The sequence below is a fragment of the Mycobacterium sp. NGS40 genome (assembly GCF_059812735.1).
Genome location: NZ_JCALDG010000034.1, coordinates 13,935 through 31,614 on the forward strand (window position 1 = coordinate 13,935; position 17,680 = coordinate 31,614).

The window sequence follows — 17,680 nt, forward strand, 5'->3', positions numbered from 1 at the left end:
GCTCCTTCAATCGTGTCCGCCGAGGCACTCGTCAGATTGTGAATTGACGCTGGTTGGAGGGCTCGATGATACTGACATGGTGGCGGGGTCGGGCGGTCGCAGCGAACAGAGCGACCTAAAAGACAGAGATCTCGTCGAAGCGGTTCTGCGTGAGCTGAGCGAGGCAGCCGACAAGTGGGAAGCCCTTGTCGCGCAAGCCGAGACGGTCACCTACAGCGTGGACTTGGGGGATATTCGCGCCGTGACGAACTCCGACGGCAGGTTGGTCGAGTTGTCGCTGCATCCTGGCGTGATGACCGGTTACGGCCACGCAGAATTGGCGGACAGGCTCAACCTCGCGATCGCGGCGATTCGCGAGGAGGCCGAAGCCGAGAATCGGGCCAGGTACGGCGGCGAACTGCATTGATGTCGGTGTCGATGCAGCGGTCCTGCATCGACCGCCTGAAGGAGAATGACCGTGCCACTTAATCTGTCCAACCGGGATCAGAATTCGGGGCACCTGTTCTACAACCGTCGGCTGCGCGCCGCGATCACCCGGTTCTCGGTCCGGATGAAGCACGACGACCGCAAACAGCAAGCGGCCGTGGCCCTGTCGATCGTGCTCGTTCTGATCGGCGTCGGGTGGATGGCGCTGCTGCATGTCATGAAGCCCTCAGGGCTGGTCGGACAGGCGTCGATCATCGGCGACCGCGACACTGGTGCGGTCTACGCGAAGATCAACGGCCGGCTCTACCCCGCGCTCAACTTGACCTCGGCCCGGCTGGCGGTCGGCAGTGCCGGTGCCCCGACGTGGGTCAGAGCCAGCGAGATCGCCAAGTACCCGACGGGCCCGATCATCGGCATTCCGGGGGCGCCCGACAGCTTGCCGATCACGTCGAGCGCTGAATCGGCGTGGTCGGTCTGCGACGCCGCCGCGGCCCGCGGCAGCGGAACCGCGCCAGTGGTGACCGCCATCGCCGGGCAGCTCTCCCCCATCGGCCGGTCGGAGCCGATGCGCCCGAAGCAGGCCATCCTGGCAACGCACAAGGGCGCAACGTATGTGATCTGGCACGGGCAACGATCCCGCATCGATCCGGCGGACCGGTCGGTGACATTCAACCTCGGTCTCGATCCCGGTGTGACATACCCGATCGAAATCTCTAACGCCCTGTTCGACGCGATGCCGGCGACGGAACCCATTGTGCTGCCCGGCATTCCGGGCCGCGGCACGCCGTCGCGATGGCTACCCGGTTCCATTGTGGGCAGGGTCCTGGAAACCCGCGACGCGAGCGGCTCCGTCAACGGCTTCTATGTGCTGTTGCCCGACGGCGTCCAGAAGATCACCAGCTTCGTCGCCGACCTGTTGCGGACCGCGGATTCGGAAGGCTCGACAACACCCACCCTCGTCGCTCCCGACAAGCTGATTCAGATCCCGGTGGTAGACGTGCTCGATGTCGATTACTACCCCTCGGAGAAACTGGAATTCGTTGATACGTCTGCAAACCCGGCAACGTGCGTGGGCTGGGAGAAGCAATCGGGCGACCCGCAGGCCCGGATCACGGTCTTCAGCGGCCGCGGGCTGCCGGTTTCGATCGGCATGGATTCCCGGGTGGTTCGCCTGGTTCGCGACGATCGCGACCCCAATTCTGCCGAGGCACAACAGACGTTGATGTTGCCGGGTGCGGCGAACTTCGTGACGACAACCAGCGGCGTCGCGACGGCCGACAGCCGCGAGAGCCTGTATTGGATTTCACCGCAAGGTGTTCGGTACGGCATCCAATCCGACCACGCCACCTTGCAGGCGTTGGGGCTGGATCCAAAGCTGGCGGTGCAAGCGCCATGGCCGATCGTGCGCACCTTCGCGCCCGGGCCCGCGATCGGTCGTGACGCCGCGCTGGTGGCGCGCGACGCCGTCTCGGGAGGTGGTGCCGTGGCGCCGATTCCCGATCTCAACGAGCTGGCAGGCGGGGGTTAGACAACGATGTCCAAACGAGGTTTCGTCCGCGGTCGCCGCAAGCCCGCGCCGAATGTTCCGCCGGTGCGCATCGCCGTCGCCGCGCCCCTGGCACTGCCGGAGCGCGAGCCCCGCAACATCCTGCTGATGATCGCGGTTCCCGCGTTGCTCGTCGGAATCATCGGCACGCTGGTGGTGATGTACGCATCCGGGATCCGATCCCTGCAGTCGGGCTTCTTCCCGATGATCGGGCTGGTCGGGTTCGGCACGCTGATGTTCAGCGGGCGTTTGGGACGCGGGCGCCGAATCAGTTGGGGCGAACAAGAAAAGCAACGCCGGGCTTACCTGCGTCAGCTCGACGACGACCGCGACGAAGTGCAACGCGCCGCTCAGGATCAGCGACGCAGCCAGCTGTTCGTGCACGGCGATCCGCAGAAGCTTGACACCGTGATCGGCGGGCCGCGGATGTGGGAACGGCGTCCCGCCGACCCGGACTTCCTCGACGTCCGGCTGGGGATCGGGATTCAGCAAGCCAGCGAATCCGCGGTGTCACTGCAGTGGCCCGACGTTCCGATCGGTGAAGAGCTTGAACCTGTAACCGGTGGCGCACTAAGGGATTTCATTCTCGAGCAGAGCAAGATCCGTGGAATCGGCAAGGTGCTGAGCCTGCGGTCCAAACCCGGTTTCAGCTTCGTCGGCGACGATCCGGGCGAATTGCACAGCCTGGCCCGTTCGATCTTGTGCTCGCTGGCCGTCTACCACAGCTCCAGCGATCTCAAAGTCATGGTGGTCACCCGCCACCCCGAATTGTGGTCGTGGCTGGTGTGGCTGCCGCACAACCAGCATGACGAGATGTTCGACGCCTGCGGACTGCGGCGATTGATCTTCACCTCCCCGACCGAACTGGAAGAGGCGCTTGACGCCGAGCTGCACCGCAAGGGCCGCGGACCGTGGACACCACCGGTCGGCATGAGCCCGACATCCATGCCATCGCCGATCGAGTCCAGCCCAGGTCTGGCGCTGGGACCGCACTGGGTGATTGTCGACGACAATGTCGGCACCCCCGAACAGTGGGAGGGTGTAACCGGGCAGAAGGGCATGGCCGGCATCACGGTGTTGCGGCTGGCTACCCGGGCCGGTCTCGGGGTCGGATTCAGCGACGACAGTGAGCGTTTCGCGCTGCGGGAAGGCAGGCTCATCCACCGCGGCACGTTTTACGCCGTGGCGGACATGCTCGCCGAAAGCACCGCCAACCGGTACGCGCGAGCACTCGCCCGCTGGTCCCCGATGAGCGCCGGAGACTTGTCGGAAACCGACAGCCAAGGCGGCGAATTGTTGCGCGCGCTGGGCATCAGCGACCCCCGCGAACTCGACGTCGATCGACTCTGGGGCGAGAGCCGCGGTCGCGGCGACCACAAATGGGCGATGATGCCCGTAGGTGTCAAGCAAGGCGGTGAGCTGCAACAGATTATTCTGCGCGCCAAAGACTTTGGTGGTTTCGGGTTTCACTCGGTCGTCATCGGGACATCCGGTTCCGGCAAGTCGGAATACTTCCTGTCGCTTTGCACCGGTATCGCGTTGACGCACTCCCCCGAGACGTTCATCGTGATTTTCGTCGACATGAAGTTCGAATCCGCGGCCCAGGATCTACAGGGGTTTCCCCACGTCGCGGGTTCGCTGTCCAACCTGGGCAAGGACGACCGTCATCTGGCCGAGCGAATGCGCAAGGCCGTCAACGGTGAGATCGCCCGGCGGTACCGTCTTTTCAACCAGGCCGGGGCCCGCGACGCCAACGAGTACGAAGAAATGCGCCTCGCCGGTCGTGACTTGGAGCCCGTACCGATTCTGCTGGTGATCATCGACGAATATCTCGAATTGTTCATTCATCATCCGGAATGGATCGATCTGGTCATCCACATCGGGCAAGAGGGCCGCGGCTGTAACGTCTTCTTCACCCTCGGCGGTCAGCGGCTGGATCTGTCGTCGCTCAGTAAGGTCAAGAGCAACATCGCTTTTCGGGTGGCCCTTCGTGCGGAGACCGCGGAGGACTCCCGCGATGTGATCGGTAGCGACGCGGCCTTGCATCTGCCGTCCAAGGAGAACGGCTACGCCCTGCTCAAGGTGGGACCACGCGACCTCGAACAGTTCCGGTGCTTCTATGTGTCCGCCCCGTTCGTGGTACCGAAGCGGGCGGTCAACGTGAACAAGACTGTGGCGATGAGCTTTTCGCAGCCGCGGGCGCTCACCTGGGCCTACCAGCCGCTCAGCGAAGCCGACAGCGAAGCGTTGGCCGTCGCGGACGAGCCTGAGGAGCCCGACGAGTTCCTGTTCCACTCCGACGGGTTCCGGAAGAAGAAGCTGGTCGACGTGATCCGCGAGTCGCTGATGTCGCACAGCGCGCGTCCGCCCCACCAAATATGGCTGCCGCCTTTGGAAGTCAGTGAGACGATGGACGTGCTGGTGGCGAGCTGGCGGCGCAAGCCGTGGTACGTCGACTACGGCGACAATCCCGGTCTGGTGTTCCCGGTGGGCGTCGTCGACATCCCCGAAGACCACGCGCAGCGGGTGCACGCGGTCGACGCCGAGATGGACAACATCATGGTGGTGGCGACCGCCCAGCGCGGCAAATCGACCACGCTGATGTCGCTGATCACCTCGGCCGCATTGATGTATCGGCCTGAGCGGGTGACGTTCTTCTGCATCGGGGCTTCGCTGTACCCCGTCGAAGAGTTACCGCACGTGGCGTCGGTCGTCAGCCAAACAGACAAGGAAGGCGTCTCGAGGACCGTCGCGTCGATCGAGGGCTTGATCCTGGCGCGCGAGGCAGCGTTTAAGCAGTATCAGATCGACATCTCCGAATTCCGGGAACGGCGATTCGGCACCGAGCGGGAGGGCGGCACTGATCCCGCCGACAAGTTCGGCGACGTCTTCCTTGTCGTCGACAATTTCAGCGATCTGTACGACAAGGATGCCGCGATGGGAGACCGCGTGGTGTCGATCGCGCGCCAGGGCCTCTCGTACGGGGTCCATGTCGCGACGACCGCCACGGCCTGGCTGGTAGGACAAAAGCAGGCGCTGGTCAACGTGTCGAATGCGCGCATCCAGCTGCGGCTGAGCAACCCGGACGAAACCCAGATGGGTGAGGGCCTCGAGCGCCGAAAGGCCGCGCGCAACACGCTGGATCGACCCGGGTTCGGCGTCACTCGCGAGGGCCACGAGTTGCTGGTCGGCGTACCGGAGATCGTCTCGGCCACCGGTGAACGGGTGCCGACCCGGCAACTCGGTGCGGTCATTGCCGAGGTAACCGGCGTCGGCAGGCTCGAGAAGCTGGCGCGGTTGCCCGAACAAATTCAACTCGCCCAGATCATCGCGGCGTTCGCCGAGACCGATGTGGCAGCCGACCCGTTCAATATTCCCTTCGCCATCGGCGAAAGTGCTTTGCAGCCAACGTATTTACCGACGCGAACGGTGCCCAGCATGCTGGTGCTGGGCCGGCAGTTGTGCGGCAAGACGACAACGCTGGCTGCCTTCGGTCAAGCGGTCATGAGCAGGTTCAGTCCCGAGCAGGCGCAAATCACCATCATCGATCCCAAGACGTCGCTGATCGGCAAAATCCGGGGGCCGCACGTGCGCGCATACGCCTACACCGCCGACGACATCGACACCGTGATCGAGGAGTTGGCGGCGCTGATGCGCGACCGGCTCCCGCCCTCCGGTCTGAGTCAGGAAGAGTTGCTGAGCCGCAGCACGTGGGAGGGTCCGCACCATTTCCTCCTGATCGACGACGAGCAGGAACTGCGCCCACACGGCGCGATCGGCAAGGCGGGCGCCAGCGCTCCGTTATGGGGGCTGATCGAGCGCAGTCGCGAGATAGGCCTGCACGTGATTGCGTCGCGTTTGCCCGGAAACTGGGCCGGGGTCTCGGTGACGAATCCATTCTTGCAGAAGATGACGAGTTCGCGAGCGCCGACCCTATTCATGGACAACGACCCGGCGACGGTAAAGGTGTTCGCCAGGGTCAGTGCCCAGCAACTACCGCCGGGGCGCGGTCTGCTCGTCACCACCGATGGTGCGATCGAAGGTGTGCTGGTAGGAACGCCGGAATAGGCCGAATCCACAAGATCGGCCGGGGGTGCCGAAAAGGTGAATCGACAGCTGCTGAAGACCCCCATAGAATCGGTGCATTCCGCGATATTTCGACGGACACAACTTGCCTGGTGGGGAGCCAGCCAAAAGGGGGTATACCCCTCTGACGGTTGAAACCGGGCATTCGCACATACGGAGGGTCACAATGAGCGGTCTGTTTGACATGGTGCCGGGCGCCGTTGATTTATCGGCGGCCACAGAAGGAGCACTCAGCCAGGAGATGGCGGCTACCACGTCGGCCGGCTCGGCGGCACTGGTTGGTGTGCTGCCGATGGCACCGGACGCCGATTCCATCGAGTTCGCCGCCGCGCTGAACGCGACAGGTGCGGCCTACTTGGCGACCGCAGCCGAGCACGCCGGGCAACGCGCCGCCTTCTCGGGCGCGCAGGGTCTTGCGTCCGCCACGGGTGTCGGCACCGACATAGCCAACGCGGCCGCGAGCGCGATCTAAGCAGCCAGCATGGCCGACCCCAGGTGGACAGGTCCGCCCGAGATCGTCGCTCAGATCTTCGAGGCGGGTAATCCGGCTTCGGTTCTCGCCAATAACGCGGTGTGGGTCACCGAGACCACGAACAACGGTGTCGCGGCAGGTCTTTCCAGCGCCAACGCGGTGGCCACGGCCGCGCACTGGCAGGGTGTGGGCGCGATCGCCTCGATGATCACCTCGACCGGTCTCAACGCCGGCTTGCAAACGCTGATGGGCTGGACCGCGGAGAAGATCGGCGTCACAACGGCCGCGGTCGATGCCTTCATGCTCGCGCGGTCCACGGTCGTCCCGTCCGTCGTGTCGACGACCAACCGGTTCGAGTGGGTCGTCTTGGCCCATACCAACTGGTTCGGGCAGAACACCATGCCGATGGGCGAGCGGGACGCCGAGTACTACGGGCACCACTGGCCGACCAACTCGGCCATTGGCTGGGCGTACTCCAGCACGCTGGCCACGCTCGTCGCGGCGTTGGCCGTTCCACCACCCCTGGCACCGATGGGCGCCTCGCCGGCCGCGCCTGCGGCGGCCGCATCGGCCGTGGCGCAGGCGGCGGCGCAGAGCGGGATGAATGGCGCGATGCAGGCAGGGAGTCAGGCGACGCAGGGTGCGGGCCAGGCGGCGGCTGCGCCCGCCGAGGGCGGGAGCCAGCTCAGTTCAATGATGCAGCAGCCGCTGCAGATGATCTCCGGACTGACCGGCCAGCTGCAAGAGGTCGTCAAGGCCCCGATGGATGCGTTTCAGGGAATGGCCAGCATGCCGCAAGGACTGATGCAGTCGCTGACGGGCGCGTTTTCCTCGGCTGGCGCGGGCAATGCCGGTGCCGCCGGTGCCGCCGCCCAGCCAGCCATGCTGGCCGGAGCGACTAGTCCGCTTGGCGGCGCGGCCGGCGGTGGCGGCGTGGGCGGTGGCGGCGGCTTCCCGGGTGCCGGCCTGACCAGCTACACCCGCCCCACCAGCAGCTTCGAGCCCGAAGCCGGCGGGCGGCCGACCAGCTTGCGCGCCGGAGTGCTGAATGCGTCCGAGCTACGCCCGCCAACCTCTCCGACCAGCAGCGGCATGGGCGGCTCGCCGATGCCGATGTCTCCGGCCGGCATGCTTGGGCACGGCAAGGAAGGCCAAGCCGACAAGGACGTCACCCGAGCGCGTGTCGTCGTAGGCGGCGGACCACCCGACGAGACCTGACGCTCCAACCAAGTAGCGGAATTCCGCGGGCGCGTCGCTGACCCACGTCCGCCGGATCCGGCGCCGGATAACCCGCCCAGTCCGTTCACGATTGAGTGCGAGGCATCACGCGGTCGACAGGTGCCCGGTTTCGGCAAACTCTTAGCCACATTGGCGACTGCGCGGTTGTCCCAGACGCGATTCGACTTCGCGGGAACCCAGCAATCCGCGTTCGACGCCGGCCTGAGGTCAAGGACGACGGGCTTGCTCGAAAGGCCAAGCCGCGCAAGACAACCTGGTCAGATCGGCTCCGAAGTTGTTACTCGGCGGCCTTCTGCCGTGCTTCGGCGGCCTTCTCCGCCGCGTGTGCGGCCTCCGCCTCGGCTTCCTTCTTAGCGGCGTTACGCTGCGCTTCGGCCTTGTCCTGCTGGGCTTGGCCCTCCTCGCGCAGGCCGTCGTTGTCGGTCACGATGCCGGCAACTTCCTTGGCCTTGCCCTTCACGTCTTCCACGACGCCCTTCACGGCTTCTTCTGGTCCGCTGTCGCCCATGGTTCAATCCCTTCGTCATAAAAGCTTTACTGGCTAATACCCTCCGGGCCGGTGGTCAACCTATGCCTCGCGTCACAACCCGAAAACGCGGACCGACGGTCGTCAACGGAGCGCCGCTTCTAGCAGGCCCGCCAGGAGGCCAGCCACGGCCACGAGGGGACCTATCGCTTATCGACCGGGCCCCGGTGGGCCGGCGAATGCCTGCGCGATCTCCAGCCACCGTTGTGCGTCGGGCCCGTGTGCGGTGATGTCGAGAGTGCTCAGCGGCCGGCGCTGCGTGACCAAGAAGCAGAAGTCCTCGGCCGAACCGGAGACACGTTGGGCCGCATCGGCCGGACCCCAGGACCAGACGTCGCCGCCGGGCGCACGCAGCTCGACCAGGAACGGCTCGGCCGGCGGAGCCAGCTCGTTGACCGCGAACGCGTAATCGCGAGTGCGCACCCCCAGATGGGCGATCGAGCGCAGTCGCGCGGTGGGCACGCGCTTGACGCCGAGCGCGTCGGCGACGTCCAGCCCGTGCGCCCAGGTCTCCATCAACCGTGCGGTGGCCATCGACGCCGGGCTCATCGGCGGCCCGAACCACGGCAGTTTCCGGCTCTCGTCGACGGTGAGCAGCGCGTTGTGCAGCCGGCCCCGGGTGGCTCGCCAATCGCTCAGCAGTTCCGCCGGTGGCGTGGTCGCCAGCTCCTCGGCGCCCGCGTCGACAAAGCCGAGGGGATTCTGCATCGCACCGGCCAGCACCTCGGCGAAACCCGCCTCGTCGGTGACCGACAGCAGCGCGACCCGGTCGGTCCACAACAGGTGCGCGATCTGGTGTGCGACGCTCCAGCCCGGCGACGGCGTCGGCTCGGCCCAGCGCGTGTCGGCCAGCGGCGCCACCAGCGCGTCGAGATCGTCGCTTTCGGCACGCAGATCGGCCACCATCGGCCCGGCATCAGCCATCTTGACCTCCTAGCGACTCGTCGCCGGCTGACCGCGCCGGCCGACGACACTGTGTACGACGAGCCCGGCGAGGTAGATCGCCGAACCGAACAGCACGAACGTCGGTGCGTGCCCGTCGGCGGGAATCAACATCGCGGCCACCGTGATCGAGACGATGAACGACACCCAGAACAGCGCATCCTGCACCGCGAACACGTGGCCGCGCAGCGCGTCGTCGACATCCATCTGCATCGCCGAGTCGGCACAAAGCTTGATCATTTGGCCGGTGATGCCGAGGAAGAAGCTGCACGCCACCATGACCGGCAATGTCAGCCCCACGCCGGCCAGTTGGACCAGCGCGGCCACGGCCAGAGCGCCGTTCGCGGCCGCGTAGCGCCCCCAACGCCGCACCGTCGGTGGGGTCAGCACAGTAGCGATGAACGAACCAAGCCCAGACGCGGCGAAGAACACCAGCGCGATCCCCAGCCCGCCGACCGCGGGGTTTTTCGTGTGATGCGCCAGCAGCAGGATCACCAACGAATTGATCCCGACGACCATTCGGTGCGACGCCAATCCGGACAACGCGGCAGCCACCGTCGGCGTAGACGCCACCGTGCGCGCACCGTGCACCCATCCGGTGATCACCGCGTAGATCACCGATCCGTGGATCGCCCGCTTGGTGTCGTCCGGTCCCAGCACCCGTGGGCCAAACCGCAGGGACAGCAGCAACGCCCCGCACACCGGAATCAGCGCCATGAAGATGATGACGGATGCGCCCCGATCGCTGCCGCTGACAAACCATCGCGGTATCAGCATGAAGTTGGCGCCGAAGAAGGCCGCGATGGCGCCGGAGGCGGTAGCGAGCGAGTTCATCGTCACCACCTGCTCGCGCGGCACCACGTGCGGCAGCGACGCCGACAACCCCGAGGCCACGAACCGGGAAAAGCCGTTGAACAACAACGCACCGAGCAGCAGCGGCATCTCGCCGGCACGCACCGCGAGAATCGTGCCGATCACCAGGATCAGGACCATCCGGCACACATTGGCGCCGACCAGCACCCAGCGTCGGTCCCACCGGTCCATCAGCGCCCCGGCGAACGGTCCCAGTAGCGAATAAGGCAAGAACAGCACCGCGAATGCGAACGCGATCGACAGCGGATCGGCCGCCCGGTCCGGATTGAACAGCAGCGCGCCGGCCACCGTCGCCTGGAAAAGCCCATCACCGAACTGGCTCGCCATGCGCACCTGAATCACCCGCCGGAAATCCGGCATGGCGCGCACCGACTGCCAGAGTTCGACGGGTGCACGCGAAGGCATCCGGGTTTGGAACACAGAACCGACTTCCACGATTGGGCTGGACAAAGACATCGCACGCGACGCCGCAGTATTAACAGTACAAATATTTACGCTCGGCGTTTGTTTGTGCCGAGCGATGCTACGGGAGTGCGATGATGGACTGATGCCCCAGCCGGAAGATCCCGAAGACTACATCGCACCCGCTGCCCAGCGGGTGCGTGCGGGTACTTTGCTGCTGGCCAATACCGATCTGCTCGAACCGACATTTCGGCGCAGCGTCATTTACATCGTCGAGCACAACGACGGTGGCACGCTGGGCGTGGTTCTCAACCGGTCCAGCGAAACCGCGGTCTACAACGTGTTGCCGCAGTGGGCCAAACTCGCCGCCAAGCCGAAGACGATGTTCATCGGTGGGCCGGTGAAGCGCGATGCCGCCCTGTGTCTGGCGGCGCTGAGAATCGGGGCGGACCCGCAGGGGGTGCCGGGTTTGCGACATGTCGCGGGACGGATCGTGATGGTCGACCTGGACGCCGAGCCCGATCTGATCGCCCCGCTGATCGAGGGTGTCCGGATCTACGCCGGATACTCGGGCTGGACCATCGGCCAGCTCGAGGGCGAGATCGAGCGCGATGACTGGATTGTGTTGTCCGCGTTGCCATCTGACGTTCTCGTCGGGGCGAAGGAAGACCTGTGGGGCCAGGTGTTGCGTCGGCAGCCGCTGCCCCTGTCGTTGCTGGCCACCCACCCGATCGACGTCAGCCGAAACTAGCGCTCCTCCCCCACCTCCGACGACGCCGACGTTTGGTCGGCCTCCCGCGCAAGCCTGGCGGCGATCACCGCACACACCACCAGCTGGATCTGGTGGAAGATCATCAGCGGCAACATCGTCAGGCCCACGACGTTGCCGGGGAAAAACACCAGCGCCATCGGCAGCCCGGACGCCAGGCTCTTCTTCGAGCCACAGAACAGCAGCACGATCGCATCAGCGCGGTCCAGTCGCGCGATTCGGCCGGTCAGTGTCGTAGCGATCAGCACGATGGCGAGCAATCCCGTCGCGACCAAGGCAACCAGGATCAAGCGCCACACGTCGACACTGAACCAGATGCCCTCGACCACGCCCATCGAGAAAGCCGTGTACACGACCAGCAGGATGGATCCCCGGTCGACGACCTTGAGCACCGCGGCATAGCGGCGAATCAATCCCGCGATCCAGGGCCGTGCCAGCTGGCCGGCGCCAAACGGCAGCAACAGCTGCACGAAGATGTCGCGCATCGAACCGGCGTCCACGTGGACCGCGCCGCTGGTGTTCATCAGCAACACCACCAGCAGCGGGGTCAGTACGATGCCGAGGATGTTCGACAGCGACGCGCTGACAATCGCGGCCGAAACATGGCCCCGCGCAATCGAAGTGAACGCGATCGACGACTGCACGGTCGACGGGACCAGGCACAGGAACAGCAGGCCGTTGTAGAGGTCCATCGTCAGGACCGAGGGCACCAACGCCCGGGCAGCCAGCCCAAGCAGCGGGAACAGCACGAACGTCGTGGCCAGCACCAGCAGGTGTAAACGCCATTGCCGCACGCCGTGCCAGGCCTGCTGGGGGGACAGTCGGGCGCCGTACAGGAAGAACAGCAGCGCGATCGCTGACTCGGCGGCAAGCGACGCCACCTTGGCGGCATCACCGTGGGCGGGGAAGAGCGAGGCGATCGTGACGGTCGCGGCCAGAGCCAGCAGAAACAGATCGAAGATCGACGACAAGCGCCTCAGCATGCCGGACTATCGTCGGGGGATTTCGTCAGTGGCAGGACTGCGTGCAAAAGGTGCACTCGCCGGCGCAACTGGGTGCGGCCGCCTCCTGGCGCAGTGCGAAGCGCGCGCTCTGCCACGAGCCCGCGGCCAGTGTGCCGAGGGCGCCGGCCACGCAGACGATCAGCACCACGAACGCGGTGTGCGCCGAGGCGGCCAGTGCCACCACACCGCCAGCCATCAGCATCACCGCGGCCGCCAACTGAGTCGGCGCCATGGCGCGCAATGCCAGTTGCGTGCCGTCGACGGCGTGGTTGTGAGACAGCGACCAAGCTCCGAACCCGGCGGAAGCTACCGCCGCACACATGCACACCACCCCAGCGATCAGCATTGCCTCACAATACGAGGCCGGTCACCGATCCGCGCGCCGGGCTCCACACCCCTTGTGTCGGCGCCGAATTAGCGCGAGCCGAGGTTGCTGAAGTTCGGCAGCGGCGGAAGCCCGGGTACGAGGGACAACAGATTGGGCGCGGGCTGCGGGGAGGGCAGCAGGTTGGGCGCGGCCATCTGCGTGGGAAGCCGGGCCGGCGCACCAACGGGAGCTGGGGCGGGTGCGACGGCGGGAGCCTGGACCGGTGCTTGTGCGGGAACGGCGGCGGGGGCCTGTGCGGGAGCGGCGACGGGTGCTTGTGCGGGAGCGGCGGCGGCCGCCTGCGCCGGAAGCGCCACGGGCGCGGCAGTCGGGGCGGCGGGGGCAGGTGCGACAGACCCGGGCGCGGCCACCCGGAATCCGTTGATGATCGCGTCGGTGGCGGGCGCGTCACCGACCGCGACGGCCCGGTCGGTGGTCACCGACAGCGACACCAGGTACGTGTCGTGGCCCGAGGTGGCGAGCACGTGACGACGCGAGGTGTTCAGCGTCATATCACCCTCGCGGTAGGTGCCTTCGATCACCGACGACGGGAACCCGTCGAAGTCGGCCATCGAAGCGTTCGTAGACTGCCAGGCCAGCAGCTTCTGGCTATCGACATAGCCGTGCGAGATGGCTTCTCGGGGATCGAAGTTTCCGACCAGCTTGTAGACCACTACCTGCGCGTTTGACGTGTACACGCTGCTGCCCTGCCGGTCGGCTATCACCGCGAACGCGTCGGGCACATTGGGGTCGGGCACCTGGGTCCAGCGCGGGGGCACCGGCAGCGTGATGTCGAGCGCCTTGAAGCCCTGCGGCCTCTGCGGCTCGAGCTTGACGCCCTTGGATTGGAAGTAGTCGCGCAGCGTTCCGGACGACGCCGGCGTGATGGCCGGCTGCGCCGGCGCGACCGCGGCGGCGTTAGGCGTCGCGGCCGGAGCCGCGATGCTGTTGGGTGCCATGGGCGCGGAGGCCAGGCTCGGCGGCGCGAACGGGTTCGCCGCCGGCGGGGTCGGGACGAACCGGTTGCTGTTGGCCGTGCCCGGAGCAGGCACCGGCGGGTAGTACTGGTTCGCCGGCACCGGCACGATGGGACCCGGGGGAACAGGCACCAGAGGATCGGCCGAAGCCGTCGCACCTGAGAACAGGGCGAACCCGATCACACCGGCGGCGAAACCGCCTGCGACTACGCGCCAGGGGGCGGCGATCTGCGTCATCTCTGTCGGTCCTTCCGAATGGCCGGTCTACCGGCATCCGTCGTATAGAGGCCGACTGTAACCAGAGGTCAAAGGCGCTGGACAGGGCCGAAATAGAGCTGGGATGAACCTCTGATCTGTGCGCAACGCAACCTTTATCAACCTGTGGCCGGCGGGCCCGGCAAGTCGGTCCTTATACGCTGTTCACGTGACCCAACCGCCCACTACCTCGTCGCCGAGCATCCCCGCGGGTGCCCAGACGGAGTCCGACGCGCCGCCATTCCGTTACACGGCGGAGCTGGCCGGCAGTATTGAGGGCACCTGGCAGGACAACTGGACGCGGCTCGGGACATTCAATGTGCCCAACCCGGTGGGGTCGTTGGCGCCGACCGACGGCACCCCGGTGCCCGACGACAAATTGTTCGTGCAGGACATGTTTCCCTATCCGTCCGGGGACGGGCTGCACGTCGGACACCCGTTGGGCTACATCGCCACCGACGTATACGCTCGCTATTTCCGGATGATCGGCCGTAATGTCCTGCACGCCTTGGGGTTTGATGCGTTTGGTCTGCCCGCTGAGCAATACGCGGTGCAAACCGGCACCCATCCGCGCACCAGAACCGAGGCCAACATCGTCAACTTCCGCCGGCAGCTGGGCCGGCTGGGCCTCGGGCACGACAGTCGGCGATCCTTTTCGACCACCGACGTCGAGTTCTACAAATGGACGCAATGGATCTTCTTGCAGATCTACAACGCGTGGTTCGACACCGCGGCCGCAAAGGCCCGTCCGATCGCCGAGCTGATTGCCGAATTCGATTCCGGTGCCCGTCGTCTCGACGACGGCCGGGACTGGACGACATTGTCGGCGGGGGAGCGTGCCGACGTGATCGACGGCTACCGGCTGGTGTACCGGGCCGACTCGATGGTGAACTGGTGTCCCGGCCTGGGCACGGTGCTGGCCAACGAAGAGGTCACCTCCGACGGCCGCAGCGACCGCGGCAACTTCCCGGTGTTCCGGAAACGGTTGCGGCAGTGGATGATGCGGATCACCGCGTACTCCGACCGCCTGCTCGACGACCTGGAAGTGCTGGACTGGCCCGATCAGGTCAAGTCCATGCAGCGCAACTGGATCGGCCGTTCCACCGGCGCGGAGGCATTGTTCTCGGCGACCATACTCAGTGGCGAGCGCAAGGGCTCCGACGTCGACATCGATGTGTTCACCACGCGGCCTGACACCTTGTTCGGCGCAACCTATCTGGTGCTGGCCCCCGAGCACGACCTGGTGGACGAACTCGTCGCCGCCGCCTGGCCGGACGGCGTGGACCCCAGCTGGACATACGGAGCCGCCACGCCGGCGGCAGCCGTCGCGGCTTACCGGCGCGCGATCGGCGCGAAGTCGGACCTCGAGCGCCAGGAGAGCAAGGAGAAGACCGGCGTCTTCCTGGGCAGCTATGCGACCAATCCGGCCAACGGCAAGCCGGTGCCGGTGTTCATTGCCGACTACGTATTGGTGGGCTACGGCACCGGGGCCATCATGGCGGTGCCGGGCCACGATCAACGGGACTGGGATTTTGCCAGCGCATTCCGTCTGCCGATCGTGGAAGTCATTGCCGGTGGCGATATTTCAGAATCGGCGTATGCGGGCGACGGCAAGCTGGTGAATTCCGGCTACCTCGACGGAATGGATGTCGCGGCGGCCAAGGAAGCCATCACCGCCCGGCTGGAGTCCGAGGGTCGCGGCCGGGCGCGAATCGAATTCAAGTTGCGGGACTGGCTTTTCGCGCGACAGCGGTATTGGGGCGAACCGTTCCCCGTCGTGTACGACGACGAGGGACGCCCGCATGCGCTGAACGAGGCCGCGCTGCCGGTGGAGCTGCCCGACATCCCGGACTATTCTCCGGTGCTGTTCGATCCCGACGACGCCGACAGCGAGCCGTCACCGCCGCTGGGAAACGCCACCGACTGGGTGCATGTCGAGCTGGACTTGGGCGACGGCCTCAAGCCTTACAGTCGTGACACCAATGTGATGCCGCAGTGGGCCGGAAGTTCATGGTACGAGTTGCGCTACACCGATCCGCATAACTCGGAACGGTTCTGCGCCAAGGAGAATGAGGCGTATTGGATGGGTCCGCGGCCGGCCGAGCACGGCGCGCAGGACCCCGGCGGTGTCGACTTGTATGTCGGGGGAGCAGAGCACGCGGTGCTGCACCTGCTTTATGCCAGGTTCTGGCATAAAGTTCTTTACGACCTGGGGCACGTCAGTTCGCGAGAGCCATACCGCCGGCTGGTCAATCAGGGTTACATCCAAGCGTTTGCCTACGCGGATTCGCGCGGCTCGTATGTCGCGGCCGACGAGGTGATCGAGCGGGACAACAAGTTCTTCTACCCCGGGGCCGACGGCGAGATCGAGGTTTTTCAGGAATTCGGCAAAATCGGTAAGAGCCTGAAGAATTCGATCTCACCGGACACCATCTGTGACGAGTACGGTGCGGACACCCTGCGGGTCTATGAGATGTCGATGGGCCCGCTGGAGGCGTCCCGTCCGTGGGCGACCAAGGATGTGATCGGCGCGCACCGCTTCTTGCAGCGGGTCTGGCGGTTGGTGGTCGACGAGAACACCGGCGCATCCCGGGTGGCCGACGAACGACAGCAGCTGAACACCGAGACCCTGCGCGCGCTGCATCGCACCATCGAGGGTGTCGCGGAAGACTATGCGGCCCTGCGGAATAACACCGCCGCGGCCAAGCTGATCGAGTACACCAACCACCTCACCAAAGAGCACCGCGACGCGGTGCCCCGCGCTGCGGTCGAACCGCTGGTGTTGATGCTGGCACCTCTGGCGCCGCACCTGGCCGAGGAGTTGTGGTCGCGGCTGGGGCACACCACGTCGCTGGCGCACGGCCCCTTCCCGGAAGCCGATCCGGCTTACCTGGTGGACGACACCGTCGAGTACCCGGTGCAGGTCAACGGCAAGGTGCGCGGACGGGTGGTGGTGGCCGCAAACGCCGATGACGCCACCCTGAAAGCCGCCGCACTGGGCGATGAAAAGGTCCAGGCATTCTTGGCCGGGGCCACCCCCCGCAAGGTGATCGTGGTCGCCGGCCGGCTGGTCAACCTGGTCGTCTGAAGCCGACTACCGTCGGCCCGGCCGCAGCACCACCTCATGGACGTGGCCGTCGCGTGGCGTGGCCACCGCTTGGGCGACGGCGGCGGCTACGGTTTCGGGCTGCAAGAATCTGTCGGCGTCGTACTGACCGCCCTCGAACGCGACCAGTTCGCGCTGCATCTCGGTGTCGGTACGGCCGGGAAATATCGTGGTGACCCGCAGGTCCGGTTCGTCGAGGCGCAGCGAGTCGGCGAACGCACGCAACGCGAACTTGCTAGCCGAATAGGACGCCATACCCGGTGACACCGCGCGTCCCGCTCCGGAGTTGATGAACACCACCTGACCACGAGCGCTGCGCAGGGCAGGCAACAGCTCCAGCGTAAGAGCCACCGCCCCAAAGACATTCACGCTGAACGTGGCACGCCATTCGTCGACATGCGACTCGGCGACCCGGCCCGGGACGGACACCCCAGCGTTGTGCACCAGCACGTCGAGCGAGTCCACGATTTCGCACGCGGCCGCGATCTCATCGATGTCGGTCAAGTCCAGTGGGAAGGTCGTGGCGCCCAGCCGCTCCGCGACGGCGTCGAGCCGGGTGGAGGGCCGGCCGGCCAGCAGCAGTGTATGCGTCGGGGCCAGCGCGGTGGCGATGGCGGAACCGATACCCCCGCCGGCGCCAGTAATTAGTGCAGTTGGCATGCAGCTCAGTCTACGGACAGCGCCAATACC

General features: G+C 66.0%; 14 protein-coding genes. 7 read left to right on the top strand and 7 right to left on the bottom strand.

Annotated features, from left to right (window positions below):
- The first annotated feature begins 76 nt into the window (after nucleotides 1-76).
- The 5 genes from AC5Y5O_RS29040 (at nucleotide 77) to AC5Y5O_RS29060 (ending at nucleotide 7,748) form a co-directional block, all read left to right on the top strand.
- Nucleotides 77-406 carry a DUF2710 family protein gene (locus AC5Y5O_RS29040; protein ID WP_096290737.1) on the top strand — a complete coding sequence of 110 codons (330 nt, stop codon included), beginning with the start codon at nucleotides 77-79 and terminating at the stop codon, nucleotides 404-406.
- Between the two features lie 51 nt (nucleotides 407-457).
- Nucleotides 458-1,954: a type VII secretion protein EccB gene (eccB, locus tag AC5Y5O_RS29045; protein WP_500028473.1), complete on the top strand. Its 1,497-nt coding sequence runs from the start codon at nucleotides 458-460 to the stop codon at nucleotides 1,952-1,954.
- Nucleotides 1,955-1,960: 6 nt separating this feature from the next.
- On the top strand, nucleotides 1,961-6,040 hold the full coding sequence (gene eccCa, locus AC5Y5O_RS29050) for a type VII secretion protein EccCa (protein WP_500028475.1): 4,080 nt from the start codon (nucleotides 1,961-1,963) through the stop codon (nucleotides 6,038-6,040).
- A gap of 184 nt (nucleotides 6,041-6,224) precedes the next feature.
- Nucleotides 6,225-6,530 carry a PE family protein gene (locus tag AC5Y5O_RS29055; RefSeq protein ID WP_243394241.1) on the top strand — a complete coding sequence of 102 codons (306 nt, stop codon included), beginning with the start codon at nucleotides 6,225-6,227 and terminating at the stop codon, nucleotides 6,528-6,530.
- Between the two features lie 9 nt (nucleotides 6,531-6,539).
- Entirely contained in the window at nucleotides 6,540-7,748 is a 1,209-nt protein-coding gene (locus AC5Y5O_RS29060; protein ID WP_096290739.1) for a PPE domain-containing protein, read from the top strand.
- A 298-nt stretch (nucleotides 7,749-8,046) separates the two neighbouring features.
- On the opposite strand, the gene mbp1 is transcribed toward AC5Y5O_RS29060, so the two are convergent.
- From mbp1 to AC5Y5O_RS29075, 3 genes are all read right to left on the bottom strand, one after another.
- Nucleotides 8,047-8,277: a microaggregate-binding protein 1 gene (gene mbp1, locus AC5Y5O_RS29065; protein WP_096290740.1), complete on the bottom strand. Its 231-nt coding sequence runs from the start codon at nucleotides 8,275-8,277 to the stop codon at nucleotides 8,047-8,049.
- Nucleotides 8,278-8,445: 168 nt separating this feature from the next.
- Entirely contained in the window at nucleotides 8,446-9,219 is a 774-nt protein-coding gene (locus AC5Y5O_RS29070) for a TIGR03084 family metal-binding protein (RefSeq protein WP_096290741.1), read from the bottom strand.
- A 9-nt stretch (nucleotides 9,220-9,228) separates the two neighbouring features.
- Nucleotides 9,229-10,566 (bottom strand): MFS transporter, encoded by a 1,338-nt coding sequence (locus AC5Y5O_RS29075; RefSeq protein WP_500028478.1) that lies wholly within the window; start codon nucleotides 10,564-10,566, stop codon nucleotides 9,229-9,231.
- A gap of 91 nt (nucleotides 10,567-10,657) precedes the next feature.
- Between AC5Y5O_RS29075 and AC5Y5O_RS29080 the strand changes: the two genes are divergently transcribed.
- Complete coding sequence (locus AC5Y5O_RS29080) at nucleotides 10,658-11,263, top strand: YqgE/AlgH family protein (RefSeq protein ID WP_423790960.1); 606 nt, start codon at nucleotides 10,658-10,660, stop codon at nucleotides 11,261-11,263.
- Here AC5Y5O_RS29080 and AC5Y5O_RS29085 read toward each other — a convergent pair.
- From AC5Y5O_RS29085 to AC5Y5O_RS29095, 3 genes are all read right to left on the bottom strand, one after another.
- Complete coding sequence (locus AC5Y5O_RS29085; RefSeq protein WP_096290742.1) at nucleotides 11,260-12,264, bottom strand: bile acid:sodium symporter family protein; 1,005 nt, start codon at nucleotides 12,262-12,264, stop codon at nucleotides 11,260-11,262. The two genes, AC5Y5O_RS29080 and AC5Y5O_RS29085, sit on opposite strands and share 4 nt — an antisense overlap.
- Before the next feature lie 25 nt (nucleotides 12,265-12,289).
- On the bottom strand, nucleotides 12,290-12,631 hold the full coding sequence (locus AC5Y5O_RS29090; RefSeq protein ID WP_500028481.1) for a hypothetical protein: 342 nt from the start codon (nucleotides 12,629-12,631) through the stop codon (nucleotides 12,290-12,292).
- A 68-nt stretch (nucleotides 12,632-12,699) separates the two neighbouring features.
- Nucleotides 12,700-13,866: an LpqN/LpqT family lipoprotein gene (locus tag AC5Y5O_RS29095; protein ID WP_500028483.1), complete on the bottom strand. Its 1,167-nt coding sequence runs from the start codon at nucleotides 13,864-13,866 to the stop codon at nucleotides 12,700-12,702.
- A gap of 187 nt (nucleotides 13,867-14,053) precedes the next feature.
- On the opposite strand from AC5Y5O_RS29095, the gene leuS reads away from it, so the two are divergent.
- Complete coding sequence (leuS, locus tag AC5Y5O_RS29100) at nucleotides 14,054-16,972, top strand: leucine--tRNA ligase (protein ID WP_096290744.1); 2,919 nt, start codon at nucleotides 14,054-14,056, stop codon at nucleotides 16,970-16,972.
- Nucleotides 16,973-16,978: 6 nt separating this feature from the next.
- On the opposite strand, the gene AC5Y5O_RS29105 is transcribed toward leuS, so the two are convergent.
- The gene (locus AC5Y5O_RS29105) at nucleotides 16,979-17,650 is read right to left on the bottom strand and encodes an SDR family oxidoreductase (RefSeq protein WP_096290745.1); all 672 of its coding nucleotides are present in this window, start codon (nucleotides 17,648-17,650) and stop codon (nucleotides 16,979-16,981) included.
- Nucleotides 17,651-17,680 lie beyond the last annotated feature (30 nt).

Bases quoted from the DNA above. Each gene is read 5' to 3' on its own strand.
- AC5Y5O_RS29095 (WP_500028483.1), bottom strand. From the start codon at position 13,866: ATGACGCAGATCGCCGCCCCCTGGCGCGTAGTCGCAGGCGGTTTCGCC.
- mbp1 (WP_096290740.1), bottom strand. From the start codon at position 8,277: ATGGGCGACAGCGGACCAGAAGAAGCCGTGAAGGGCGTCGTGGAAGAC.
- eccCa (WP_500028475.1), top strand. From the start codon at position 1,961: ATGTCCAAACGAGGTTTCGTCCGCGGTCGCCGCAAGCCCGCGCCGAAT.
- AC5Y5O_RS29085 (WP_096290742.1), bottom strand. From the start codon at position 12,264: ATGCTGAGGCGCTTGTCGTCGATCTTCGATCTGTTTCTGCTGGCTCTG.
- AC5Y5O_RS29075 (WP_500028478.1), bottom strand. From the start codon at position 10,566: ATGTCTTTGTCCAGCCCAATCGTGGAAGTCGGTTCTGTGTTCCAAACC.
- AC5Y5O_RS29060 (WP_096290739.1), top strand. From the start codon at position 6,540: ATGGCCGACCCCAGGTGGACAGGTCCGCCCGAGATCGTCGCTCAGATC.
- AC5Y5O_RS29055 (WP_243394241.1), top strand. From the start codon at position 6,225: ATGAGCGGTCTGTTTGACATGGTGCCGGGCGCCGTTGATTTATCGGCG.
- AC5Y5O_RS29070 (WP_096290741.1), bottom strand. From the start codon at position 9,219: ATGGCTGATGCCGGGCCGATGGTGGCCGATCTGCGTGCCGAAAGCGAC.
- AC5Y5O_RS29040 (WP_096290737.1), top strand. From the start codon at position 77: ATGGTGGCGGGGTCGGGCGGTCGCAGCGAACAGAGCGACCTAAAAGAC.
- AC5Y5O_RS29080 (WP_423790960.1), top strand. From the start codon at position 10,658: ATGCCCCAGCCGGAAGATCCCGAAGACTACATCGCACCCGCTGCCCAG.
- AC5Y5O_RS29105 (WP_096290745.1), bottom strand. From the start codon at position 17,650: ATGCCAACTGCACTAATTACTGGCGCCGGCGGGGGTATCGGTTCCGCC.
- AC5Y5O_RS29090 (WP_500028481.1), bottom strand. From the start codon at position 12,631: ATGCTGATCGCTGGGGTGGTGTGCATGTGTGCGGCGGTAGCTTCCGCC.